Consider the following 18307-nt stretch of genomic DNA (forward strand, 5'->3'; position numbering starts at 1 on the left):
CCCGGTCGAGGACGGCGGCGTTGATGTCCTAAGCCTCGCCCCCCGGCGCGGTGGTCCAGCCCTATCATAATGTCCCAGCCTTCGCGCCGATTCGGGTCGGCCGACAAGGGGCCCTCATCCGCGCAGGGGACGACCAGCGAGCAGCTGGCGTCGAAGCCGATGCCGCGCGGCGTGACCGGACCGGCAGAGGCCGTCGCGGCCGAAACCGATTGCGCCACGGTCGACCAGATGTCAGCGCTGTGCCAAGCCCTCACCGGGTTTGTCGATCGGGACCACGGCGTTTTCAGTGGCACTCAAAGCGCCGGTCAGGTCATGTGACGAAAGCCTCCATCAGATCCAGAAGTGTGGCATTGCCCGACACGTCCACCGTCGGCAGCGGCGCTCGCGTCACGGCAAGAGACGGATCGCCCAGCCGGTGGGCCGTCAGTGCCTTGACCGTCGGCACAACCGGCAGCTTGCCGATGGCGTCGTAGAGGCGGGTCAGGTGCCCATAGGCCGGATCGCCGCCCGCATCGGGACGGCAGAGCGCCTTCATCTGGCGGGGCGCGATATTGCCGAGGCCCGAGATCGCGCCGCGCGCGCCAAGCTCCATGGCGCGGGGCAGGAAGATCTCGTTGCCGACGAAGACGGACAGGCCGGGCAGGCCCGACAGCGACGCTTCGACATGGGCAAGGTCAGGCACGCTGTCCTTAAGCGCCCAGATCACGTCGCCGTGGCGCTCGCGCAGGTCGGCGATCACGCCCTGCGGAACCTCGACTGAGACGACGCCCGGGATGTCGTAGATCACAAGACGCAGGTCGGCCCGCCCGATGCCGGCGATCACCGCGTCGAAGAACGCGGTCAGACCGACGGCACCAATGCCTTTGAAGAAGAACGGTGGCAGCAGCAGTTGGCGCAGGCACCCCTTGTGGGCGGCGTGACGCCCGAGGCTCACCGCGTCGGGCAGAGCCGCGGCGCCAATTCCCACGATCAGCCGGTCGGGCGCGATTCCCCCCTCCAGCAGGGCGTCGAATACGGCCATCCGCTCGGGCACCGAGAACGATTGCGCCTCGCCCAGCGTGCCGAACAGGACGAGGCCATCGGCGCCCTCCTCCATCACGCGCTGGGCGAGCATTACCAGTTTGTCGGCGTCTGGCGCCCCGTCGGGACCAAGCGGCGTGATGAGCGGAACGTGTAGCTCACCCGTCTCGGTCCTGGTGTCGGAGGTCATCAGGCTGTCCCTTTCGACTCGGCGGCCGAAACGAGAAGCCCTGGATTGACGGTTTTCAGATCATCGCGCACCGCAACGGGGAACGGGATGCGGTCAAGGATATCGCGCTGCACGTCGATGCCCGGCACCACTTCCTCTAGCGTCAGCCCGTCCGGCGTCAGTCCGAAGATGCCGCGGTCGGTGACGATGGTTGCGGTCTTGCCGCGCGCCGTCCACGCCCCGGCATTGAAGGTGATCTGCTGGACCTGCTCGACGAACTTGGTGATCCGCCCCTCGGTGGCGATTGACACGCCGTCTGCCGCCACCGTCTCGTCCAGCCCGCCAGTCGTCAGAGTGCCGCAGAACACCAGATTGCGGATGCCATGGCAGATGTTGATAAACCCGCCGCAGCCCGGAAGCATGCCCCCGAGGCGACTGACGTTGATATTGCCGTGGCGGTCCACCTCGCCGAAGGACAGGATGGTGTAGTCCGGCCCACCGCCTTCGTAGAACTGGAACACCTCGTTCTGGTCCAGGATCAACTCGGGGTGGCGCGAGACGCCGCCGACCTGCGGCCAGCCGCCCATCGGGCCCTGTTCGACCGTAAAATAGATATCGTCCCGCTTCATTGCGCGGGCGGCCTCGGGCACATCGTACATCGGCAGTCCTGCACCGAGGTTGACCATCGCGCCCTCGGGCATGCGCGCGACGGCGAGGCGGGCGATCAGGTCGCGCGGCAGGTTGCGCGGCGCCGGCGGGTCAAGTTCGGGGCGCGCAGCGCCGGTCAGGTGGGGCGCCTCGGCATCCTCCCAGACCTCGGGGTTGACGACGATGCCGTCCACCAGCGGGCCGGGGATGCGGCCCATCCGGGGATGCACTTCGCCCACGGGGACGATTCGGCCCACCTCGGCGAAAACCTTGCCACCTGAATTGTGCGCGGCCATGGCCAGTTCGATCGTACCGTGATCGAAGGCGGACGTGTCGAAATAGAGATTGCCTCGCTCGTCCGCGGCGCTGGCACGGATCAGCGCCACGTCCACGGGCAGGCGCGGATACCACAGCTGCTCTTGGCCGCCGAGCGTAACCACTTCGCAGATATCTTCGCGCGCGGACGTATTCACGCGGCCCCCGCCGAGCCGCGGGTCGACGAAGGTGTCGATGCCGACCGGCGTAGCGAGGCCCCTCCGCCCGGCGGCCGTTGCGCGTAGAAGCTGGACCAGCGTGCCCATGGGGATGTTGTAGGCGGCAGTCTGGTCCGACTCGATCAGCTGGTTCAGTTCGTTCGACGAGGCGCGGCTGAAGCTTGAGGTTATGACCCGCCCCATGAGGCCCTTTCGGGCGAGCGCGTTCAGTCCGCTCGCAGCGCCGCCTCTGCCGGCACGCGCCCGCTCGACCATGGCGATGGCGATCACCGTCAGATTCGTCGGCGCGCCGGAGTCCGCGAAGCGCGCCGCCACGGCCTCGATCAGTGTTTCCGGCACGACCCGGTAGCCGCCACCGGACACGGCCAAGGTCGCCCCGTCCGGGATTTCCTTGGAAACGCTTTCAGGAGTCATTTGGACGACTGGCATGGTCTGCGCGGTTCTTTCGTGATTTTTTCAGTGATTGGTACGGTATGACGAACTTATAGGCTTATACAAGCATAGTTTCCTTTCAGTCCGGTGGTTCGCGGGGCGAGGGTCAGCAAGACGGTTCAGAATGTAAGGGCTTACATTTATCAATTCTGGGGGCTAAAATTCGCGAAACCGGGCGCCTCGCCCGGCCCGGGCCCGAGGGGCGGGCCGACCAGAAAGAGACGTCCCGCCAAGGAGATGCAAATGAACGCGACTTTTCAATCGGGCTTGATTCCGGCCATTGTCATGCCGTTCCAGACGGACGGGTCGATCGACTGGCAGACCTACGACACCTATATCGCCGGGATCGCCGACACCGGGCCGGAGGGCATCGCCGTCAACATGGCGGCGGCCGAGGTCACGTCGATGACTTGGGATGAGATGGCCGAGGCGGTCGAGCGTGCGCGGCGCGTCGCGGACGGCACGAAGATCATCGCCGGAATATCCCAGCCGAACACCGCCGCCGCCGTCGATCTGGCCCGCCGGATGGAAGACAAGGGCGCCGAGGGGCTGGTTGTCTTTCCGCCGCTGCCGATCTTCATGTCAAAGCCGTTGCCCGCCTCGATGGTCACCGACTTCCACGGGGCCATCAACGACGTGGTGGACCTTCCACTGATCGCCTTCCAGACCGCCAACGCCGCTTATCCGCCCGGCGCGATCAAGGCCCTGGCCGACATCGACGGAATCGTCGCCATCAAGGACGCAGCCTTCGACATCGAGCGGACGGCCGAGATCCTTGAGGAGGTGGAAGATGTCCGCGACGATTTCGCGGTTCTGACCGGCAACGACACCTTCATCCTCGAGGCGCTTCTGCTCGGCTGCCGGGGCGCGCTGATTGGCTTCGGTGCCACCGCTACCGCCGAGCTGTCGAGGATGGTCACGTTGGCCAATGACGGCAAGGCGACCGAGGCCTACGAGATCTGGAACGCACTCGGCCCGCTCGCCCGGTTCGTCTGGAGCAATCCGCTCCGCGATTACCGCGCGCGGATGAAATACGTGCTGCATCGGCAAGGCGTCTTTCCCGAACTGACCTGCCGCGCACCGCAGGTGTCGGTCAGCGACGCCGACCGCGCGGCGATCGACCGGATAATGGACCGGCACGGCCTGTCGGACACGCGCTATCTGCCTTCGGGGAAGGGACAATGACCGTGGACCAGACCGACAAGACCGGTGACCAGACCGACAAGATCAGGCTCGAACGGCCGGCTCCCCATGTCGCGCTGATCCGCATCGACCGGGTGGAGAAGAAGAACGCGCTGCACAGCTCGATGGTGATCGAGATCGGGCGCCTTCTGGACATGCTCGAGGCCGATGACGAGGTGCGCGCCGTCGTCATCACCGGCGGCGAGACCATTTTTGCGGCGGGCGCCGACATTAAGGAGATGCTTGAAAAGGGCCCCGATGGCACCGCCAACAATCTGGCCCGTGTCGCCGCTTGGCGCGGTATCGACGCCTTCAAGAAGCCGCTGATCGCCGCCGTTAACGGCATCGCCTTCGGCGCGGGCTGCGAGCTGGCGATGGTCTGCGACTTCATCGTGGCGGGCAGCAACGCCCAGTTCGGCCAGCCCGAGGTCAAGATCGGTGGCATGGCGGGCGACGGGGGCACGCAGCGTCTGCCGCGGCGCTTGGGGCAGGGGGTCGCGTCGTGGATGCTGTTCTCGGGGGAGCCCATCGACGTCGAACGGGCGCATCAGCTCGGGATGGTGGTCGAAATCTGCGACCCTTCGGACACCGCCGACCGGGCCGTCGAGATGGCCTCCATCATCGCCGAGCGTGCCCCGGTCGCGGTCCGCAACACCAAGGCCTGCATCCGCGCGGCGGTTGGGGCGACGCTGGAAAACGGCATTGCCGTGGAGCGCGACGCGATCTGGCGCAACAACATGACCGCCGACAAACGCGAGGGCACACTGGCCTTCGTCGAGAAGCGGGCGCCAAAATTCACCGGCAAATGACGCTCAGCCCGTGAGAAAGGCCGATCCGCGGCGATAGGGGCGCCACCCGGCAATTGGGCGCCCCGCATCCGCCGCCATGGCGGCGGCCAGCGCCTCGAGTGCGGCGCGCTCATCTTCGGCCAGGGGGCTCGTCTCGATGACGACCCCTTCATGCAGGACCCGGCAGCGCAGCGTCCCGATTTCCGGAAGCAACTCGCGCCCGGCGCGCTCGACAGCGTGGATGAAGCGCAGGTCCTCGGCCCGGATCGGCAACCCGGTCTCAACCCTGCTAGACAGGCAGGGCTGGGCCGGAAGCTCGGCCACGTCGCCGAGCCCGAGACGGCGCGCAAGTCGCCGAACCCCCGCCTTGTCGATGCCCGCCTCGATCAGCGGATGGACCACGCCGCGCCGCCGCGCCGCGTCGAGGCCGGGGCGGTAGTCGCCCAGATCGTCGGTATTGGCGCCCGACGCGATAGGGCCGTCCGTCAACGTCCCAATCCGGTCATAGAGGTTCGACTTGCAGAAGAAACACCGATTAACCGGGTTGCGCAGGTAGTCTGGGTCGGAGAATTCGCCGGCCTCGACCACCCGGAGATCCCAGCCCAGCCCGTGAGCCATGTCGCGCAGCCGCGCGGTCGCCTCGATCGGGACGGCTGGGGATTCGGCGTGGACCATGCGCGTGGGGATGGTGCGGTGGGCGAAGGCCGCCAGCGTCATGCTGTCGACGCCGCCGCTGACCGCGATCGTGAGGTCCGGATGGCGGCGCAGCGCGGCGGCCAGTCTTTCGGCCTCAGGAGTCATCGCCGCCCCCCGCCACGTCCCGTTCGATGGCGGCGGCCTCGGCCCGGCGGCCCGAAAGGGTTTCGGCCCGCAGCCCGTCGGCATCGGCCTTGGCGGTCAGGTCTCCGGACCGCTCCACGATCTTGGCGCGGCCCCGCTCCTGCCGGGCGAGCACACGGCGCCGTTCAGTCCGGTGGCGCAGCCCGATGGTGGAAGTCTGGGTGAAACAGCCCTCGGCCACGGCGTCGAGCGCTTGCGGCTCGACCAGAAGCGAGAAACGGCAGGCGGGGCGGGATTTCTTGCCAATGATCTGGCCCAGCGACAGGTCGCGCACGCCGGCCATCTGTCGCAACCGTTCGGCGGCGGTCGCGATCTCCTCGCCGGTCATGTCGTCCACGTCGAATTCGAGGACTGCGATCACGTCATCGTCTACCGCCGTGTCCGTGGCGAAGGCGCTGACCCGCAGGACGTTGGCGATGCCCGGCAAGTCGCGCGTGCCCGCACCGAAGCCGGTGGCCACCAGCCGCCCCAGCGGTGTAGGGGCGCGGTCCGCCGGGGCGACAAGCACGTTCAGGATCGCGGCGCCGGTGGGCGTGACGCGCTCGCCCGCGATGCCGTCGTCGACGAAGTCGAAACCCTCGAGCAGCTCGAGCGTGGCAGGCGCCGGGGCCGGCAGAAGACCGTGCTGTGTCGCGACCCGACCGGACCCACGCGGCAGCGCCGAGACCTGCCAGCGCGCCCCGCCAAGCGCGGCGGCAATGCTCCCCGCCGCGACCACGTCCATCAACGAATCCCAATCCGCGACTTCGTGGAAATGCACCCGCTCGAGGGTGGTGCCGTGTACGCGCGCCTCGGCTCCGGCCAGCGCACGCAGGATCGCCGCCGCGCGTTCGGCGGTGCCCGGCGACAGGTCCGCCTGCCGGATGCGCGCGTCGAGATCGGTGTAATGCTGGATCACGTCCGGTGCGGCCTCAGCCCCGTGCATCGTGAAATGGCGCGCCCTGAGACTGCCGCGCATCACCTCGGACAACGTCGCTCCGAGCCCCTCGGGCAGGATCGCGGCCACGTCCGACTGCACCTGCGACCACAGGCCCGGAAACGCATCCAGAAGGGCGGCCGCGAACATGTCGCCCGCTATCCCTCCGACGGTATCAAGGTGCAGCGTGCCCGCGAATCCCGCTGGTTGGTCTTGCGCCATCGTCGCCTACCGCATCTTTCCGAGCTGGACCTGGATTGTCTTGAGATGGGTGAACTCCTCGACTGCGAAGCGGCCGCGTTCGTGACCGGTGCCGCTGGCGCCGTGGCCTGACAGGGGGAGCTCGGGCGCGCCCGCAAGGAAGGTGTTCATCTCGACCGTTCCCACCTTCAGCTTTCGAGCCATCTGCAGCCCCCGGTCGATATCGCGCGTCCAGAGCCCGGCCGCCAGCCCGTATGGCGTGTCGTTGGCGACGTGGATCGCCTCCTCGGGGCCGTCGACCTCGATCACCGACAAGACGGGTCCGAATATCTCGTCCTGCGCGATGGTCATTCGCGAGGCGACATCGGTGAAGACCGTGGGCCGCACGAAATGGCCGGGGAGATCAGGCGTGTCCATTGTCCAGCGCCGCGTTGCGCCTTCGCTGTCGCCCGAGGCGATATAGCCTTCAACCCGCGATTTCTGCGTGTCGCTGACAAGCGGGCCGAAGGTCGTTTCGGGGTCGAGCGGATCGCCCACCTTGAGCGTCTCGATCTCGGCAATGACGGCATCGACGAAGTTCTTCGCGATCGAGCGGTCGACCACCAGCCGGGAGCCCGACACGCAAGCCTGGCCCGCGTTCCGCGTCGCACCGAGCGCGACCTTGGCAGCGGCGGCTTCGAGATCGGCGTCGTCCATGACGATATGCGCACCCTTGCCCCCGAGTTCGAGCGAGACCTTCTTGAGCCCTTCGCCCGCCTGGCGGCCGATGATGCGGCCGACCCGGGTCGAACCGGTGAAGGACACCATGTCCACGTCGTCCGAGGTGCACAGCGTCTCGCCCAGCTCCTGACCGTAGCCTGGCAGAATGGTCACGACGCCCTCGGGCATTCCCGCCTCGACCAGCAGCTCGGCGAGGCGAAGCGATGTGCCCGAAGTCAGCTCGGACGGCTTCAGGATCGCGGTGCAGCCGACGGCCAGCGCGAACGGCAGCTTTTGGCTCGCGATCATCAAGGGATAGTTCCAGGGGGTGATGAGGCTGACAACGCCCACCGGTTCGCGAAAGATGAGCCCCATCGAGTCACCGCCGAGCGTGTCGTAGGTGTCGCCGTAGGTGTGGCGGGCCAGCGTCGCGGCGTAGGTCCAGTGGGCGATGGTGCCACCCATCTCGCGATCGACGAGGCCGATGGGCTTGCCGGTCTCGAGCGCCTCGATCTCGCGCAGCTCGGCCCGGTTTTCCTCAATAAGGCGGATGACCTCGCGCATGGTCGCCTCGCGCTCGGCGCCCGATAGGCGCGACCAGCGGCCGTCGTCGAAGGCCTCGCGGGCGGCGGCGATGGCGGCCTTCGCATCATCCGGCGTGGCGCGGGGGTAGCGCGACACGACGGTGCCGTGGGCGGGGTTTGCCCTCTCGATCACGTCGCGCTCGCGGGGGGCGATCACCTTGCCCCCGATCCGCATGGAAAACTCTCGCGGGCTTTGGGGCAGGGACAGGCGCCGAATCGTCATGGGGTCACTCCTCCGGTCGCCGCAACTGGCGCGCCGGGGCGCCGCCATCGCGGTCTTCTAGGATCATGTCGGCCATTTTCTCGGCCAGCATGATGGTGGGTAAGTTCGTGTTGGCACAGGGAATCGTAGGGAAGGCCGACGCGTCGACCACGCGCAGGTTGGTCGCGCCGCGCAGCCGCCCGCGGGGGTCGAGCACGGCGAGCGGGTCATCCTCGGGGCCCATCCGGCACGAACACGAGGCGTGCCAGACTCCGACCGCCGAGCGGCGCACGAAGGCCTCGAGCGCGGCCTCGTCCCGCAGCAGCACGTCGATCGGATCGCCTTCGAGGATGAAGCTATCGATCAGCCTGGCGCGGAGTGCGGCGGGGCCGTCGAGCATTTGCGCCAGCGTGGCGGTCAGGACCTTGTTGCGGGTCGTGACGGCGGCGACCTGGCGGACCTTGTCGCTGTAGCTGGCCGGAAAGACATCGGACACGACGCCGTCCATCTCGGCCGACAGGACGATGCCCGCCAGCATCCGGAAGGCGGCCATCAGTCGGTCCACGTCGCGCGCATCGGTCAGCAGGTTGAAGTCGACAAGCGGCGGGCGGTCGGGATCGGTTGAGGACAGGCGCACGGTGCCGGTTTCGGAATAGGTCTTGTTGACCCAGATGTTCACAGTCGAAAGCTGGCTGCCCACGTCGTGCCACGCAGACTTGCTGGCGATCGAGGCGGCCATGTCGCCACGCGGCATGCCCGGCAGCCCGGACGAGAAGCGCAGCCCCAGCATCAGGTGGCGTCGGGTCAGGCCCTTGATCCGCGCCTCGGGATGGATGAAGCCCGCGACGGCCACCGCCGGGTGGTCCATCAGCCGCCGGCCGACACCCTGGCTGTCCAGCACCACCTCGACGCCCGCGTCGCGCAGATCGTCGGCGGGTCCGATCCCCGCGCGCAGCAGAAGGGTCGGGGTATGGATAGCGCCCGCACAAAGCAGCACCTCGCCCGCCGCGACCTCGCGCGTCTCCCCCTTGTGGCGCAGGCGCACGCCGGTGCAGCGCGTGCCGTCGAAGGTCAGCCCGATCACGTCGGTGCGCGTCATCACCGTCAGGTTGTCGCGCATCCGCACCGTCGGGCCCAGATACGCGGTCGAGGTCGAGACCCGGCGGTCATAGACGTTCGAGATCGGGACCGGATAGTAGCCGTCGCCGAACTCGCCATTCTGGTCGGCGATGTAGTTAAAGCCTGCCTTGTCCAGCGCACGCGCCATCGCCTTGGCATGGCCCGGCCAAATGTCCGGAAAGAGGCGCGAGATCGCCATGGGCCCGTCCTTGCCGTGCAGGGGACCGCAGAAATCGTGATCGCGCTCAAGCTTTCGGAAATAGGGCAGGACGCTGTCCCAGTTCCAACCGGTGGCGCCCGCGCGTTCCCATTCGTCGTAATCGCCGGGCAGGCCACGGTTGGCGAGCTGGCCGTTGATGGACGAGCCGCCGCCGAGGACGCGCGCTTGTTCATACTTGCGGCGGCGCGGCTCGAAATCGGGGTCGTTGTGGCGGATCGGCTCGGTCGAGGCCTTGAGATCGTTCCACAGGAATCGCGAATTTAGATAGGCAAGGCCCGCGAAGCTGTCCAGAAGCTCGGCTGGGACGCGGCCATAGGGGGTATCCTCGCCGGACTCGCACAGAAGAACGCGCACGCCCGACCGCGCCGACAGGCGGTTGGCCAACACGCAGCCCGCGCTGCCGCCGCCGACGATGACGTAGTCGTAATGCTCGCTCATGCTACAACGCCTGTTGGCACCCAGCCCTCATAGAGGGGGTGCTCGGGTCCGATCGGCAGCGCGACCTGCGTTCCGGTGCTGCTGGCATGGAACAGGGCGGTGACCAGCTCCATCGACCGGCGCGCCTCTGACAGGGACACGGCGAAAGGACGGCCCCCTTCGATCGCGGCGTGGAAGTCGCGGAACTGGCCCTCGAAATCGGTGCCGGTGTCGGGGGCTGCGGCCATGATCGCCTTGGCCTTCGCCTCGATCTCGGGCGTACGGCCGATCACGGTCCAAGGGTCGAGCCCGGGTTTCGGCGCCTCGGCGTCGAAGCATTGCCGCTCCACCGTCAGGTTTTCAAAGCAGAAGCGCAGGCGCGTGACGGGCCGCATGGACCCCAGCGTCGCGGTAAGCGTCGCTAGCGATCCGTCCGCCATCTTAAGGCTCGCGACCGCGCAATCCTCGACCTCGATAGGGTTCACACGGGTGTCGCGAAAGGCGTTCACGGCCGCCACGTCGCCGCGCAGGTCGAGAAAGATGTCGTGAATGTGGATTGCCTGGGTCAGAAGGACACCGCCGAGCTCGGTCGCGAACTTGCCGCGCCACGGTACCTCGTAATAGTCTGCGCCGCGCTTCCACGCGGTCTCGACCGACGAGACGAAGGCGCGCCCGGGCAAGTCGGACCGCAACAGCGCGCGAATCTTCGACAGGCCCGGACCAAAGCGATACTGGAAGATCGGCATGACGCGGCTCGTCGCGTTGCCCTCGCGGCGGATCAGGTCGTCCGTCAGCGCCAGCGAGCTGGTCAGCGGTTTCTCGGAGATGGCATGTTTGCCCGCCTCGAGCGCGGCGACGATCATCTCATGGTGCAGCGATGGGGGCGTGCAGATGCTGACCACGTCCACGTCGTCCCGCGCCAGAAGCGCGTCGTAATCGGGGGTGGTGGCGGGAATGCCGTAGGCGGCCGCAAAGGCGGCTGCCTTGTCGGGGGTGCGGTCGCAGCAGGCCGTCACCTCAAAGAGGTCCATCAACTGCGAAAAGCCCCGCTCGACCTGGCTTCCGGCGACCCAGCCGCAGCCAACGATGCCGATCCTGAGCCGGCTCATGCGCCCGCCTCGTCCGCATAGGCACGGGTCAGAAGTCGCCCGGCATCGTCAAAGCGGATGTCCTGCCATCCGCCAAGATCGGCCCCGCTCGGAAGATCGGCCGCCAGTGCGGGCGAGACGAGGATCTCATCCAGATGAAGCGTCGAACGGATGATGCAGAGCCGCGTTTCGGGGTCGCTGGCCGACCATGACGTGGCAACAGTGGCGCGGATCGCGGCGCGGTCATCAGGAAGGACGATCGGGATGCGCGACTTCTCGGCCATCGTCGAGGTGATCGAGTTCATGTAGATCTGCTGAAGGTCGATCCGGTCAACCGTGTCAGCGGTGGTGAAATCGGCCAGCCCGATGCCAAGTCCGTTGCCGCCCGTCGACTTGGTCAGGCCGAGCACCGCAATCCGGCTGACGAATGGCTTTTCGGGGTTCGGGATCGACCGCAGATCGGCGCGCCCGGTGATGGCGAAATCCATGCCTGCCCCGCTGATATCCTTGCCGATCCGTTCGACCACCAGAGCGTCGATCTGATCGAAGGGCAGGCGGGCCAGCAGCGACTTCGCATGTTTCAGCAGCCGCTCGTCGGCCGAGAAAAAGTCCTCCGGCGCCACCCCCTCGAGTGCGACGATCTCCTTCGCCGCGTTCTCGACGATGGCGATCCCGAGCGAGATCGGCGCGTGATCCAGCGCGACCTTCGCCAGCGCGGGAAGCGTGTCGCTGAGCGCGGTGGGCCCGGTGCGGTGCACCGACCGCGCGCCCTCGGCCTTGCCGAGTCCGACCGCCACCATCTTGACGAGCCCGCTTTCGATGGGCCGGTCGAAGGTTGTGTGCGACTTCACTCGATTAACCACGACGATACCATCGGCCCCGGCGGCGTTGCGGTCGAACTTGCAGCGCGCGCCGCCGGGCGTGGTGCCGTAATCGACCACGTCCATCGTCGCGCGGATCGGGGCGCCGAGGCTGTCCTCGGTCATCCCTAGATTGGCTAGAACCTCGCGTTGCCCCTCGGCTGTGCCGCCGCCATGGCTGCCCATCGCAGGTACCACGAACGGTTCGAGACCCATTCCGCGGATCGTCTCGATCACGGTACGCGCAATGACCGGAATTGCCGCAATGCCGCGGCTGCCGATCGCCACCGCGACCGAGGACCCCGCGGGCAGGGCGACAAGGCGCGGGGCGGCGCGCACGGACTTGCGCACGGCGCCGGGAATGTCGGCGATCGCCTCGCCCTCGGGATGGGACAGGCGGGCCCGCGCGACGCGGGGCAACGCGACGTCGTCGAGATTGGCAAAGTGGATCGCCGGAAAGCTGGCCGATGGCATTGTGTCCGCCTCCTATACGTCCAGCGCGGGGGTGCCCTTTGGCACCATGCGCAGGAAGTCGAAATCGCACCCGTCCTCGGCCTGGTTCACCTCCTCGAAATAGAGCTTGGCGTAGCCGCGCCGCTCTTCGGTATGGGCGGGGGGCGCCCACTGAGCGCGGCGGCGGGCCAGCTCTTCTTCATCCACCAAAATCTCGATCGTCTGCGAGGGCACGTCGAGCCGGATCGTGTCGCCGTTGCGCACCAGCGCCAGCGGGCCACCCACCGCCGCCTCGGGCGAGATGTGAAGCACAATGGACCCGAAGGCCGTGCCGCTCATCCGGGCGTCGGAAATGCGCACCATGTCCTTGACACCCTGTGCGGCCAGTTTCTTCGGGATCGGAATATAGCCCGCCTCGGGCATACCGGGGGCGCCCTTTGGCCCCGCGTTCTGGAGCACCAGCACGTCATCGGCCACTACATCGAGGTCTGGATCGTCGAGCCGGGCCGCCATGTCGGCAAGCGAGGTGAAGACCACCGCGCGCCCGGTATGGGTCATCAGTTCGAGGCTGGCGGCGGCCTGCTTGATCAGCGCGCCCCCGGGGGCGAGATTGCCGCCCAAGACGCGGATGCCGCCGCCTGTATAGATCGGGTCCGAGATCGGGCGCACGACGTCCTGCGGGAACAATTCGGGCCCGCTGTCGATGATCTCGCCGAGCGTCTGGCCCGTGATCGTGGTGCAGTCGCGGTCCACCAGATCGCCCAGTTCGCGCAGGATGGCTGCGAGTCCCCCCGCCTTGAAGAGGTCTTCCATGTAGTGCTGGCCCGAGGGCTTGAGATCGACCAGCACCGGCGTTTCCTGCCCCATCCGGTCGAAGAGGTCGTAGTCGAAATCGAAGCCGAGCCGCCCGGCCAGCGCCGCGAGGTGCACAACCGCATTGGTCGACCCGCCGATGGCCTGGAGGACGCGGAACGCATTGGCCATGGATCGTTCGTTCAGGATGTCGCGGGGGCGGATCGGGTTGCGAGCCAGCTCGACCGCGCGCCTCCCCGTCGCCTCGGCATGGCGCAGCCGGTCGCTATGCACTGCAGGGATGGCGCCGCCGCCGGGCAGCATCATTCCCATAGCCTCGGAGACGAGTGCCATGGTGCTGGCGGTGCCCATGACCATGCAGGTGCCTGCGCTTGGCGCAAGCTTGTCGCCGATCTCGCCGATCTCGGTTTCGTCCACCTCGCCGGCGCGATGCATCGCCCAGAACCGGCGGCAATCGGTGCAGGCGCCGAGCCGTTCGCCCTTGTGGCTGCCTGTGATCATGGGGCCGGTAACCGTCATGATAGCGGGCTTGTTCACGCTCGAGGCGGCCATCAGCAGGGCGGGTACGGTCTTGTCGCAGCCACCGATCAGCACGACCGAATCCATCGGCTGCGCGCGGATCATTTCTTCGGCATCCATGGCCATGAGATTGCGCAGGAACATGCTGGTCGGATTCGAGAACGCCTCGTGCATCGAGATCACGGGGAAATCGATGGGCAGACCGCCGGCCAGCATGACGCCGCGCTTGATCGCATCGATCAGCTCGGGAACACCACGATGACAGGCGTTATAGCCGGAATAGGTGTTGGTGATCCCGACGATGGGCCGATCCAGCGCGTCGTCCGAATACCCCATCGCCTTGATGAATGCCTTGCGAAGGAACCGCGAAAACCCGGCATCGCCGTAGTTCGCCAGTCCTTGGGATATCCCGCTCTTGCCGCTCTCGGTCAAATTTGCGACCTTTCCTACAGTTTCGAATACAGTCGTATGATAAGCAGACAACCATGTCCAGACAGCCACCCGCGCGCGGCGCGAGCCTTGTCACTCATGTCGCAACCGAGATGCGGGATCGCATCCAGGCGGGCGAATTCGCGCCCGGACAGATGCTACCACCACTGCAATCCATGGCCGATAGCTGGAATGTCAGCCGCACCGTCGTTCGCGAGGCGCTGTCGCAGCTATCCTCCGAAGGGCTGATCCATTCGCGGCAGGGCCTGGGCGTGTTCATCCCCGACGTGCTGCCCCCGCAGAAGCTCGAGTTGCCTATGGGCGGTGATCCCGAAGATATCATCCGCATTCTCGAGATCCGGCTGGGCTCCGAGACAGAGGCGGCATTCTTGGCCGCGCGCCGCTGCACCACCGAGGATTTGGAAACGATGCGCGACGCCCTGGTCCGGATGGACAACGCCCTCGCTGCAGGTGACGTGAAATCGGGGATCGACGCCGATCTCGATTTTCACCGGGCCATCTGCGCCGGGACCCGGAATCCGCATTTCGTCGCCCTGTTCAACTTTCTCAGCCAGTTCCTGTCCGAGAACATCACCGCCGCGCGGCACAACTCCGCGACGCTGGCAGGCCGAGGGGCCGACGCGCAGGCAGAGCACCGCACCCTGTTCAAAGCGATCGAAGCGGGCGATTTCAACGGCGCGCGGCGCAGTGCACGGACCCATGTACTGATGACGGGGAGACGGCTCGGGTTGACGCTCGACGACGGCGAGCTTGCGGGCGATGACTGACCGCGTTGACCCCGATCACCGGCTCGACTGGGCGCGCGAGGCGCGTACCGGCCTGCCCGAGGCGATCCTGGCGGACGGCAAGACGTCCGGGCAGCTTGATGCGATCGTACAGACCGTCATCGCCGAAGGCCGCCGCATGCTGATGACGCGCCTCGGGGCGGATGAGGCGGCGCGTCTGACGTCGAACTTCAGGCACGGTGTGGTGTTCCATCCCGCGTCCATGACGGCAGTGATTGGTCTGCAGGACATCCCCCCGGCCCAGCCCGGCCCGCCGGTCGCCATCGTGACCGCGGGTACGTCCGACCTGACTGTCGCGGAAGAAGCCCGCGCCACGCTGCATTTTGCCGGGGTCCCCGGGGGCATCGTGGCCGACGTGGGGGTAGCCGGTCTATGGCGGCTGCTCGACGTCGTCGACGAACTTCGCAAGGCGCCGGTCGTCATTGCCGTCGCGGGGATGGAGGGCGCGCTGTTCAGCGTTCTGGCTGGGCTGGTGCCCGCGCCGCTCATCGCCGTGCCCACGTCGAAGGGCTATGGTGTCGCCGCGGGCGGACAGGCCGCGCTGTCCTCGGCCCTGGCGACCTGCGCGCCCGGGGTCACCTGCGTGAACATCGACAACGGGTTCGGCGCGGCCTGCGCCGCGATCAAGATGCTCGCTCTCAGGGGGCCGCGCCGGGATGAACTGGCGCGGGACCGGCAGGTGTAGTAGGACTGTTCGATAGAGTTGAACAGCAAGACATAGACAGATTTGCCGGAACGATCGAACGACCGCGGTGGAACAGACCGCAAGACGCGGCCGCGACGGTCCGGGAGTTCGCATGTGCGGCTCGAGGATGTCGCGCGGCTGGCGCAGGTCTCGACCGCAACTGCCTCACGGGTCATCAACTCGCCGTCCTCGGTCCGCGGGGAAACGCGCCAGCGCGTCGAGGCCGCGATCGAGCGGCTCGGATGGATCCCCCACGGCGCCGCCAAGGCGCTGGCGAGCTTTCGCACCCGGACCGTGGGCGCGCTGATCCCGACGCTGGGGCACCAGACCATCGCCACGATGCTAGAATCCCTGCAACGGGGCCTGCGTGCTGAAGGCTTCACCTTGCTGCTCGGCAATCCCGACGAGTCCGATCCCGACCTGACAATAGCCCAGGCCGAACGGATGGTGCAGGCCGGCGTCGAGGGCATGGTCGTCATGGGTGAGGATCATCCGCGCCAGTTGTTCGACCTGCTCGAGCGTCGAAAGCTGCCCTTCTTGGTGGTCTATACCACGGGCGAGACCTTCCCCGAACGCTGTGTCGGCTTCGACAACTTCGCCGAGATGGCCGAGCTGACGCGTCACCTGCTCGATCTAGGGCATACGCGCTTCGGCTTGATCTCGCGCGATTACCAGCGCAACGATCGCCTGCGGCTGCGGGTCAACGGCGTTCGCGCGACCTTGGCCGAAGCGGGGATCGCACTGCGTCCCCAACACGTCAAGACAGTCAGCGGCTGGAACATCTCGCGCGGTCGCGAGGCGATGCGCGCCATGCTGTCCGAGGACATGCGCCCAACGGCGATCATCTGCACCAACGACTACCTCGCCTTCGGTGCGGTTTGCGAGGCACAAGCGGCCGGGCTGTCCGTCCCCCGCGACATCTCGGTTACGGGCTTCGACGACGTGGAGCTTGCGGCCAACATGCAGCCGCCGCTGACCACCGTGCATGTCCCCGCAACCGGGATGGGCGCCGCCGTGTCGCGCGCCATCATCCACGAGATCGAATCTGGCAGCGTCTGCCGCGAGGTTGTGAAGGGCACGCTGACTGTGCGCGGCTCGACCGGGCCGGTGCCGCCCTCCTGATCAGCGCCCGGCGGCTGCGCGCGCCAGCCGCGCGAAGGCCATCATGCCGGGATCGGGCATCCCGACCGACCGCTCGCCGTACATCCGCGCGCGCCCGACGTTGTTAGGCTTGTCACGGAACGCCTCGACCTCGGCGTCGGCCGCATCCGCCAGGGCGGGGCCGACTGAGCCACTTGCCTCCCGCGCCGCCCGGGCCGCGGCATCGAGCGAATCCGCCACCGTCTTGTCACCGAGCGAGGCCTTCCCCCGGGCCAGGATTGCGTCCCTCGCAGTGTCCATAAGCGCGGCGATCTCGCCGTCCTCGAAGGTCTCGCGACCCTTCAGCGACTTGCCGCAGGCGACCAGCGCCGTGGCCAGAAGCGTTCCGAAGCTCGAGCTGGAATGCTTCGACACCGTGCGCGCCATGTCGAGACAGGCCGCCCCCATGTCGTCGGGCAGATCGCCTGCACCTTCCGCCAGCGCGCGGAAGGCGTTCAAAAGCGTGATGCCGATATCACCGTCGCCGAGCGCGGCATCCGCCGCGTTCAGATCGTCCGCCGAATTCTCGAGATCGACGGCGACCCGGCGGACCGCGCCGCGAAGCTCATGGATGCCGATCGCCATCAGCCCACCTGCCAGAACGCGCAGCGGGCCGGGCGGGTCAGGTAGGCCTCGAGCTCCTCGTCGAGAGGCAGCACCGTGACCGACGCGCCCGCCATCTCCATCGAGGTGGCATAGCGCCCGACCAGGGGATGCACGATCTCGATTCCCGCGCCCCCGAGCGCGTCGGCAAAGTGATCGAAAAGGATCAACAGTTCCTCCACCGGCGTCGCGCCGAGGCTGTTGACCAGGATCGTCGCGCGCTGGCTCGACCCCGTAGCGATTTCCTCGAGGATGGGGCCGATCATCCGTGTCGCGATCTCGCCCGCCGTCGCCAGCGCGCCGCGCTCGATGCCGGGTTCGCCATGGATGCCCATGCCGATCTCCATTTCGGATTCGCCGATGGAGAAAGTCGGCTTTCCGGCCTGCGGCACCGTGCACGAGGTCAGCGCGACGCCCATGGTCCGGCAGCCGTCCGCCGCGCGCTGTGCCACTGCCGCGACGCCTTCAAGGTCGAGCCCAGCATCCGCTGCCGCGCCCGCGATCTTAAACGTGGGCACCATCCCCGCGACGCCCCGGCGCTTGGCGCGCTCGGCCAGCGGGGCGCTGGCCACGTCATCGGCCAGAAGGACGGTCCCGGTGTCCATGCCCGCAAGTTCGGCGGCCATGTCGAAGTTCATCACGTCGCCGCCGTAATTGCCGTAGAGCGCGAGCACCCCCGCGCCGCCATCCGCCGCATTCATGGCCGCTTCGATTTCGTCCGAGGAGGGCGAGGCGAAGACCTCGCCACAGGCGCAGGCATCGAGAAAGCCCGGACCGACATAGCCGGTGAAGATCGGCAGGTGCCCCGACCCGCCGCCGGTGACGATGCCCACCTTGCCCTTCACCGGACCGTCGGCGCGCGCGATGACGCGGTCATGGCCGTCGACCCGGTGATAATATTGCGGAAACGCGCGGCAGAGGCCCCTGAGCGCGTCCGTCGCATATGTCTGCGGATCGTTGAGAATCTTTTTCATGTCCCG

Annotated in this window: 17 protein-coding genes; 6 read left to right on the plus strand and 11 right to left on the minus strand. The window is 67.4% G+C overall.

Annotated features, from left to right (window positions below; all coding sequences use genetic code 11):
• Nucleotides 1-69: 69 nt before the first annotated feature.
• A complete protein-coding gene (locus tag DQG15_RS18600) occupies nucleotides 70-318 on the plus strand; it encodes a hypothetical protein (RefSeq protein ID WP_116084909.1) in 249 nt (82 codons plus the stop codon).
• Here DQG15_RS18600 and DQG15_RS09935 read toward each other — a convergent pair.
• Nucleotides 311-1210: a dihydrodipicolinate synthase family protein gene (locus tag DQG15_RS09935; protein WP_116084911.1), complete on the minus strand. Its 900-nt coding sequence runs from the start codon at nucleotides 1208-1210 to the stop codon at nucleotides 311-313. The two genes, DQG15_RS18600 and DQG15_RS09935, sit on opposite strands and share 8 nt — an antisense overlap.
• Nucleotides 1210-2745, minus strand: a complete 1536-nt coding sequence (locus tag DQG15_RS09940; RefSeq protein ID WP_232830794.1) for a CoA-transferase — start codon at nucleotides 2743-2745, stop codon at nucleotides 1210-1212. Before DQG15_RS09940 ends, DQG15_RS09935 begins: the two co-directional genes overlap by 1 nt.
• Before the next feature lie 261 nt (nucleotides 2746-3006).
• Between DQG15_RS09940 and DQG15_RS09945 the strand changes: the two genes are divergently transcribed.
• Entirely contained in the window at nucleotides 3007-3948 is a 942-nt protein-coding gene (locus DQG15_RS09945; RefSeq protein ID WP_157968959.1) for a dihydrodipicolinate synthase family protein, read from the plus strand.
• A 2-nt stretch (nucleotides 3949-3950) separates the two neighbouring features.
• On the plus strand, nucleotides 3951-4754 hold the full coding sequence (locus DQG15_RS09950; RefSeq protein ID WP_157968960.1) for an enoyl-CoA hydratase/isomerase family protein: 804 nt from the start codon (nucleotides 3951-3953) through the stop codon (nucleotides 4752-4754).
• A 3-nt stretch (nucleotides 4755-4757) separates the two neighbouring features.
• On the opposite strand, the gene DQG15_RS09955 is transcribed toward DQG15_RS09950, so the two are convergent.
• From DQG15_RS09955 to DQG15_RS09985, 7 genes are read right to left on the minus strand one after another with little or no spacing between them, the layout of a single operon-like run.
• Nucleotides 4758-5534, minus strand: a complete 777-nt coding sequence (locus tag DQG15_RS09955) for an adenine nucleotide alpha hydrolase (protein WP_116084918.1) — start codon at nucleotides 5532-5534, stop codon at nucleotides 4758-4760.
• The gene (locus DQG15_RS09960; protein ID WP_116084919.1) at nucleotides 5524-6711 is read right to left on the minus strand and encodes a LarC family nickel insertion protein; all 1188 of its coding nucleotides are present in this window, start codon (nucleotides 6709-6711) and stop codon (nucleotides 5524-5526) included. Before DQG15_RS09960 ends, DQG15_RS09955 begins: the two co-directional genes overlap by 11 nt.
• A gap of 6 nt (nucleotides 6712-6717) precedes the next feature.
• Nucleotides 6718-8196, minus strand: coding sequence for an aldehyde dehydrogenase family protein (locus DQG15_RS09965; protein ID WP_157968961.1), 1479 nt, complete (start codon nucleotides 8194-8196; stop codon nucleotides 6718-6720).
• Nucleotides 8197-8200: 4 nt separating this feature from the next.
• A complete protein-coding gene (locus DQG15_RS09970; RefSeq protein WP_116084922.1) occupies nucleotides 8201-9952 on the minus strand; it encodes a GMC family oxidoreductase in 1752 nt (583 codons plus the stop codon).
• Nucleotides 9949-11040, minus strand: coding sequence for a Gfo/Idh/MocA family protein (locus DQG15_RS09975; RefSeq protein WP_116084924.1), 1092 nt, complete (start codon nucleotides 11038-11040; stop codon nucleotides 9949-9951). The genes DQG15_RS09970 and DQG15_RS09975 overlap by 4 nt, the downstream gene beginning before the upstream one ends.
• Nucleotides 11037-12353 carry a hypothetical protein gene (locus DQG15_RS09980; protein ID WP_116084926.1) on the minus strand — a complete coding sequence of 439 codons (1317 nt, stop codon included), beginning with the start codon at nucleotides 12351-12353 and terminating at the stop codon, nucleotides 11037-11039. Before DQG15_RS09980 ends, DQG15_RS09975 begins: the two co-directional genes overlap by 4 nt.
• Before the next feature lie 12 nt (nucleotides 12354-12365).
• The gene (locus DQG15_RS09985; RefSeq protein WP_116084927.1) at nucleotides 12366-14096 is read right to left on the minus strand and encodes an IlvD/Edd family dehydratase; all 1731 of its coding nucleotides are present in this window, start codon (nucleotides 14094-14096) and stop codon (nucleotides 12366-12368) included.
• 53 nt (nucleotides 14097-14149) lie between these two features.
• Between DQG15_RS09985 and DQG15_RS18175 the strand changes: the two genes are divergently transcribed.
• The 3 genes from DQG15_RS18175 to DQG15_RS10005 all read left to right on the plus strand — a co-directional run bounded on the left by DQG15_RS18175 (nucleotide 14150) and on the right by DQG15_RS10005 (nucleotide 16706).
• The gene (locus DQG15_RS18175) at nucleotides 14150-14881 is read left to right on the plus strand and encodes a FadR/GntR family transcriptional regulator (RefSeq protein ID WP_255415133.1); all 732 of its coding nucleotides are present in this window, start codon (nucleotides 14150-14152) and stop codon (nucleotides 14879-14881) included.
• Nucleotides 14874-15584, plus strand: a complete 711-nt coding sequence (gene larB, locus DQG15_RS10000) for a nickel pincer cofactor biosynthesis protein LarB (protein WP_116084930.1) — start codon at nucleotides 14874-14876, stop codon at nucleotides 15582-15584. Before DQG15_RS18175 ends, larB begins: the two co-directional genes overlap by 8 nt.
• A gap of 114 nt (nucleotides 15585-15698) precedes the next feature.
• Nucleotides 15699-16706, plus strand: coding sequence for a LacI family DNA-binding transcriptional regulator (locus DQG15_RS10005; RefSeq protein ID WP_198665126.1), 1008 nt, complete (start codon nucleotides 15699-15701; stop codon nucleotides 16704-16706).
• On the opposite strand, the gene DQG15_RS10010 is transcribed toward DQG15_RS10005, so the two are convergent.
• Nucleotides 16707-17309, minus strand: coding sequence for a DAK2 domain-containing protein (locus DQG15_RS10010; protein ID WP_116084933.1), 603 nt, complete (start codon nucleotides 17307-17309; stop codon nucleotides 16707-16709).
• Nucleotides 17309-18301: a dihydroxyacetone kinase subunit DhaK gene (locus tag DQG15_RS10015; protein ID WP_116084934.1), complete on the minus strand. Its 993-nt coding sequence runs from the start codon at nucleotides 18299-18301 to the stop codon at nucleotides 17309-17311. Before DQG15_RS10015 ends, DQG15_RS10010 begins: the two co-directional genes overlap by 1 nt.
• Nucleotides 18302-18307 lie beyond the last annotated feature (6 nt).

It is taken from the genome of Tropicimonas sp. IMCC34011 (assembly GCF_003390865.1).
Lineage (GTDB): Bacteria > Pseudomonadota > Alphaproteobacteria > Rhodobacterales > Rhodobacteraceae > Tropicimonas_B.

Bases quoted from the DNA above. Each gene is read 5' to 3' on its own strand.
- DQG15_RS18600 (WP_116084909.1), top strand. From the start codon at position 70: ATGTCCCAGCCTTCGCGCCGATTCGGGTCGGCCGACAAGGGGCCCTCA.
- DQG15_RS09935 (WP_116084911.1), bottom strand. From the start codon at position 1,210: ATGACCTCCGACACCAGGACCGAGACGGGTGAGCTACACGTTCCGCTC.
- DQG15_RS09940 (WP_232830794.1), bottom strand. From the start codon at position 2,745: ATGACTCCTGAAAGCGTTTCCAAGGAAATCCCGGACGGGGCGACCTTG.
- DQG15_RS09945 (WP_157968959.1), top strand. From the start codon at position 3,007: ATGAACGCGACTTTTCAATCGGGCTTGATTCCGGCCATTGTCATGCCG.
- DQG15_RS09955 (WP_116084918.1), bottom strand. From the start codon at position 5,534: ATGACTCCTGAGGCCGAAAGACTGGCCGCCGCGCTGCGCCGCCATCCG.
- DQG15_RS09960 (WP_116084919.1), bottom strand. From the start codon at position 6,711: ATGGCGCAAGACCAACCAGCGGGATTCGCGGGCACGCTGCACCTTGAT.
- DQG15_RS09965 (WP_157968961.1), bottom strand. From the start codon at position 8,196: ATGACGATTCGGCGCCTGTCCCTGCCCCAAAGCCCGCGAGAGTTTTCC.
- DQG15_RS09970 (WP_116084922.1), bottom strand. From the start codon at position 9,952: ATGAGCGAGCATTACGACTACGTCATCGTCGGCGGCGGCAGCGCGGGC.
- DQG15_RS09975 (WP_116084924.1), bottom strand. From the start codon at position 11,040: ATGAGCCGGCTCAGGATCGGCATCGTTGGCTGCGGCTGGGTCGCCGGA.
- DQG15_RS09980 (WP_116084926.1), bottom strand. From the start codon at position 12,353: ATGCCATCGGCCAGCTTTCCGGCGATCCACTTTGCCAATCTCGACGAC.
- DQG15_RS18175 (WP_255415133.1), top strand. From the start codon at position 14,150: ATGTCCAGACAGCCACCCGCGCGCGGCGCGAGCCTTGTCACTCATGTC.
- larB (WP_116084930.1), top strand. From the start codon at position 14,874: ATGACTGACCGCGTTGACCCCGATCACCGGCTCGACTGGGCGCGCGAG.
- DQG15_RS10010 (WP_116084933.1), bottom strand. From the start codon at position 17,309: ATGGCGATCGGCATCCATGAGCTTCGCGGCGCGGTCCGCCGGGTCGCC.
- DQG15_RS10015 (WP_116084934.1), bottom strand. From the start codon at position 18,301: ATGAAAAAGATTCTCAACGATCCGCAGACATATGCGACGGACGCGCTC.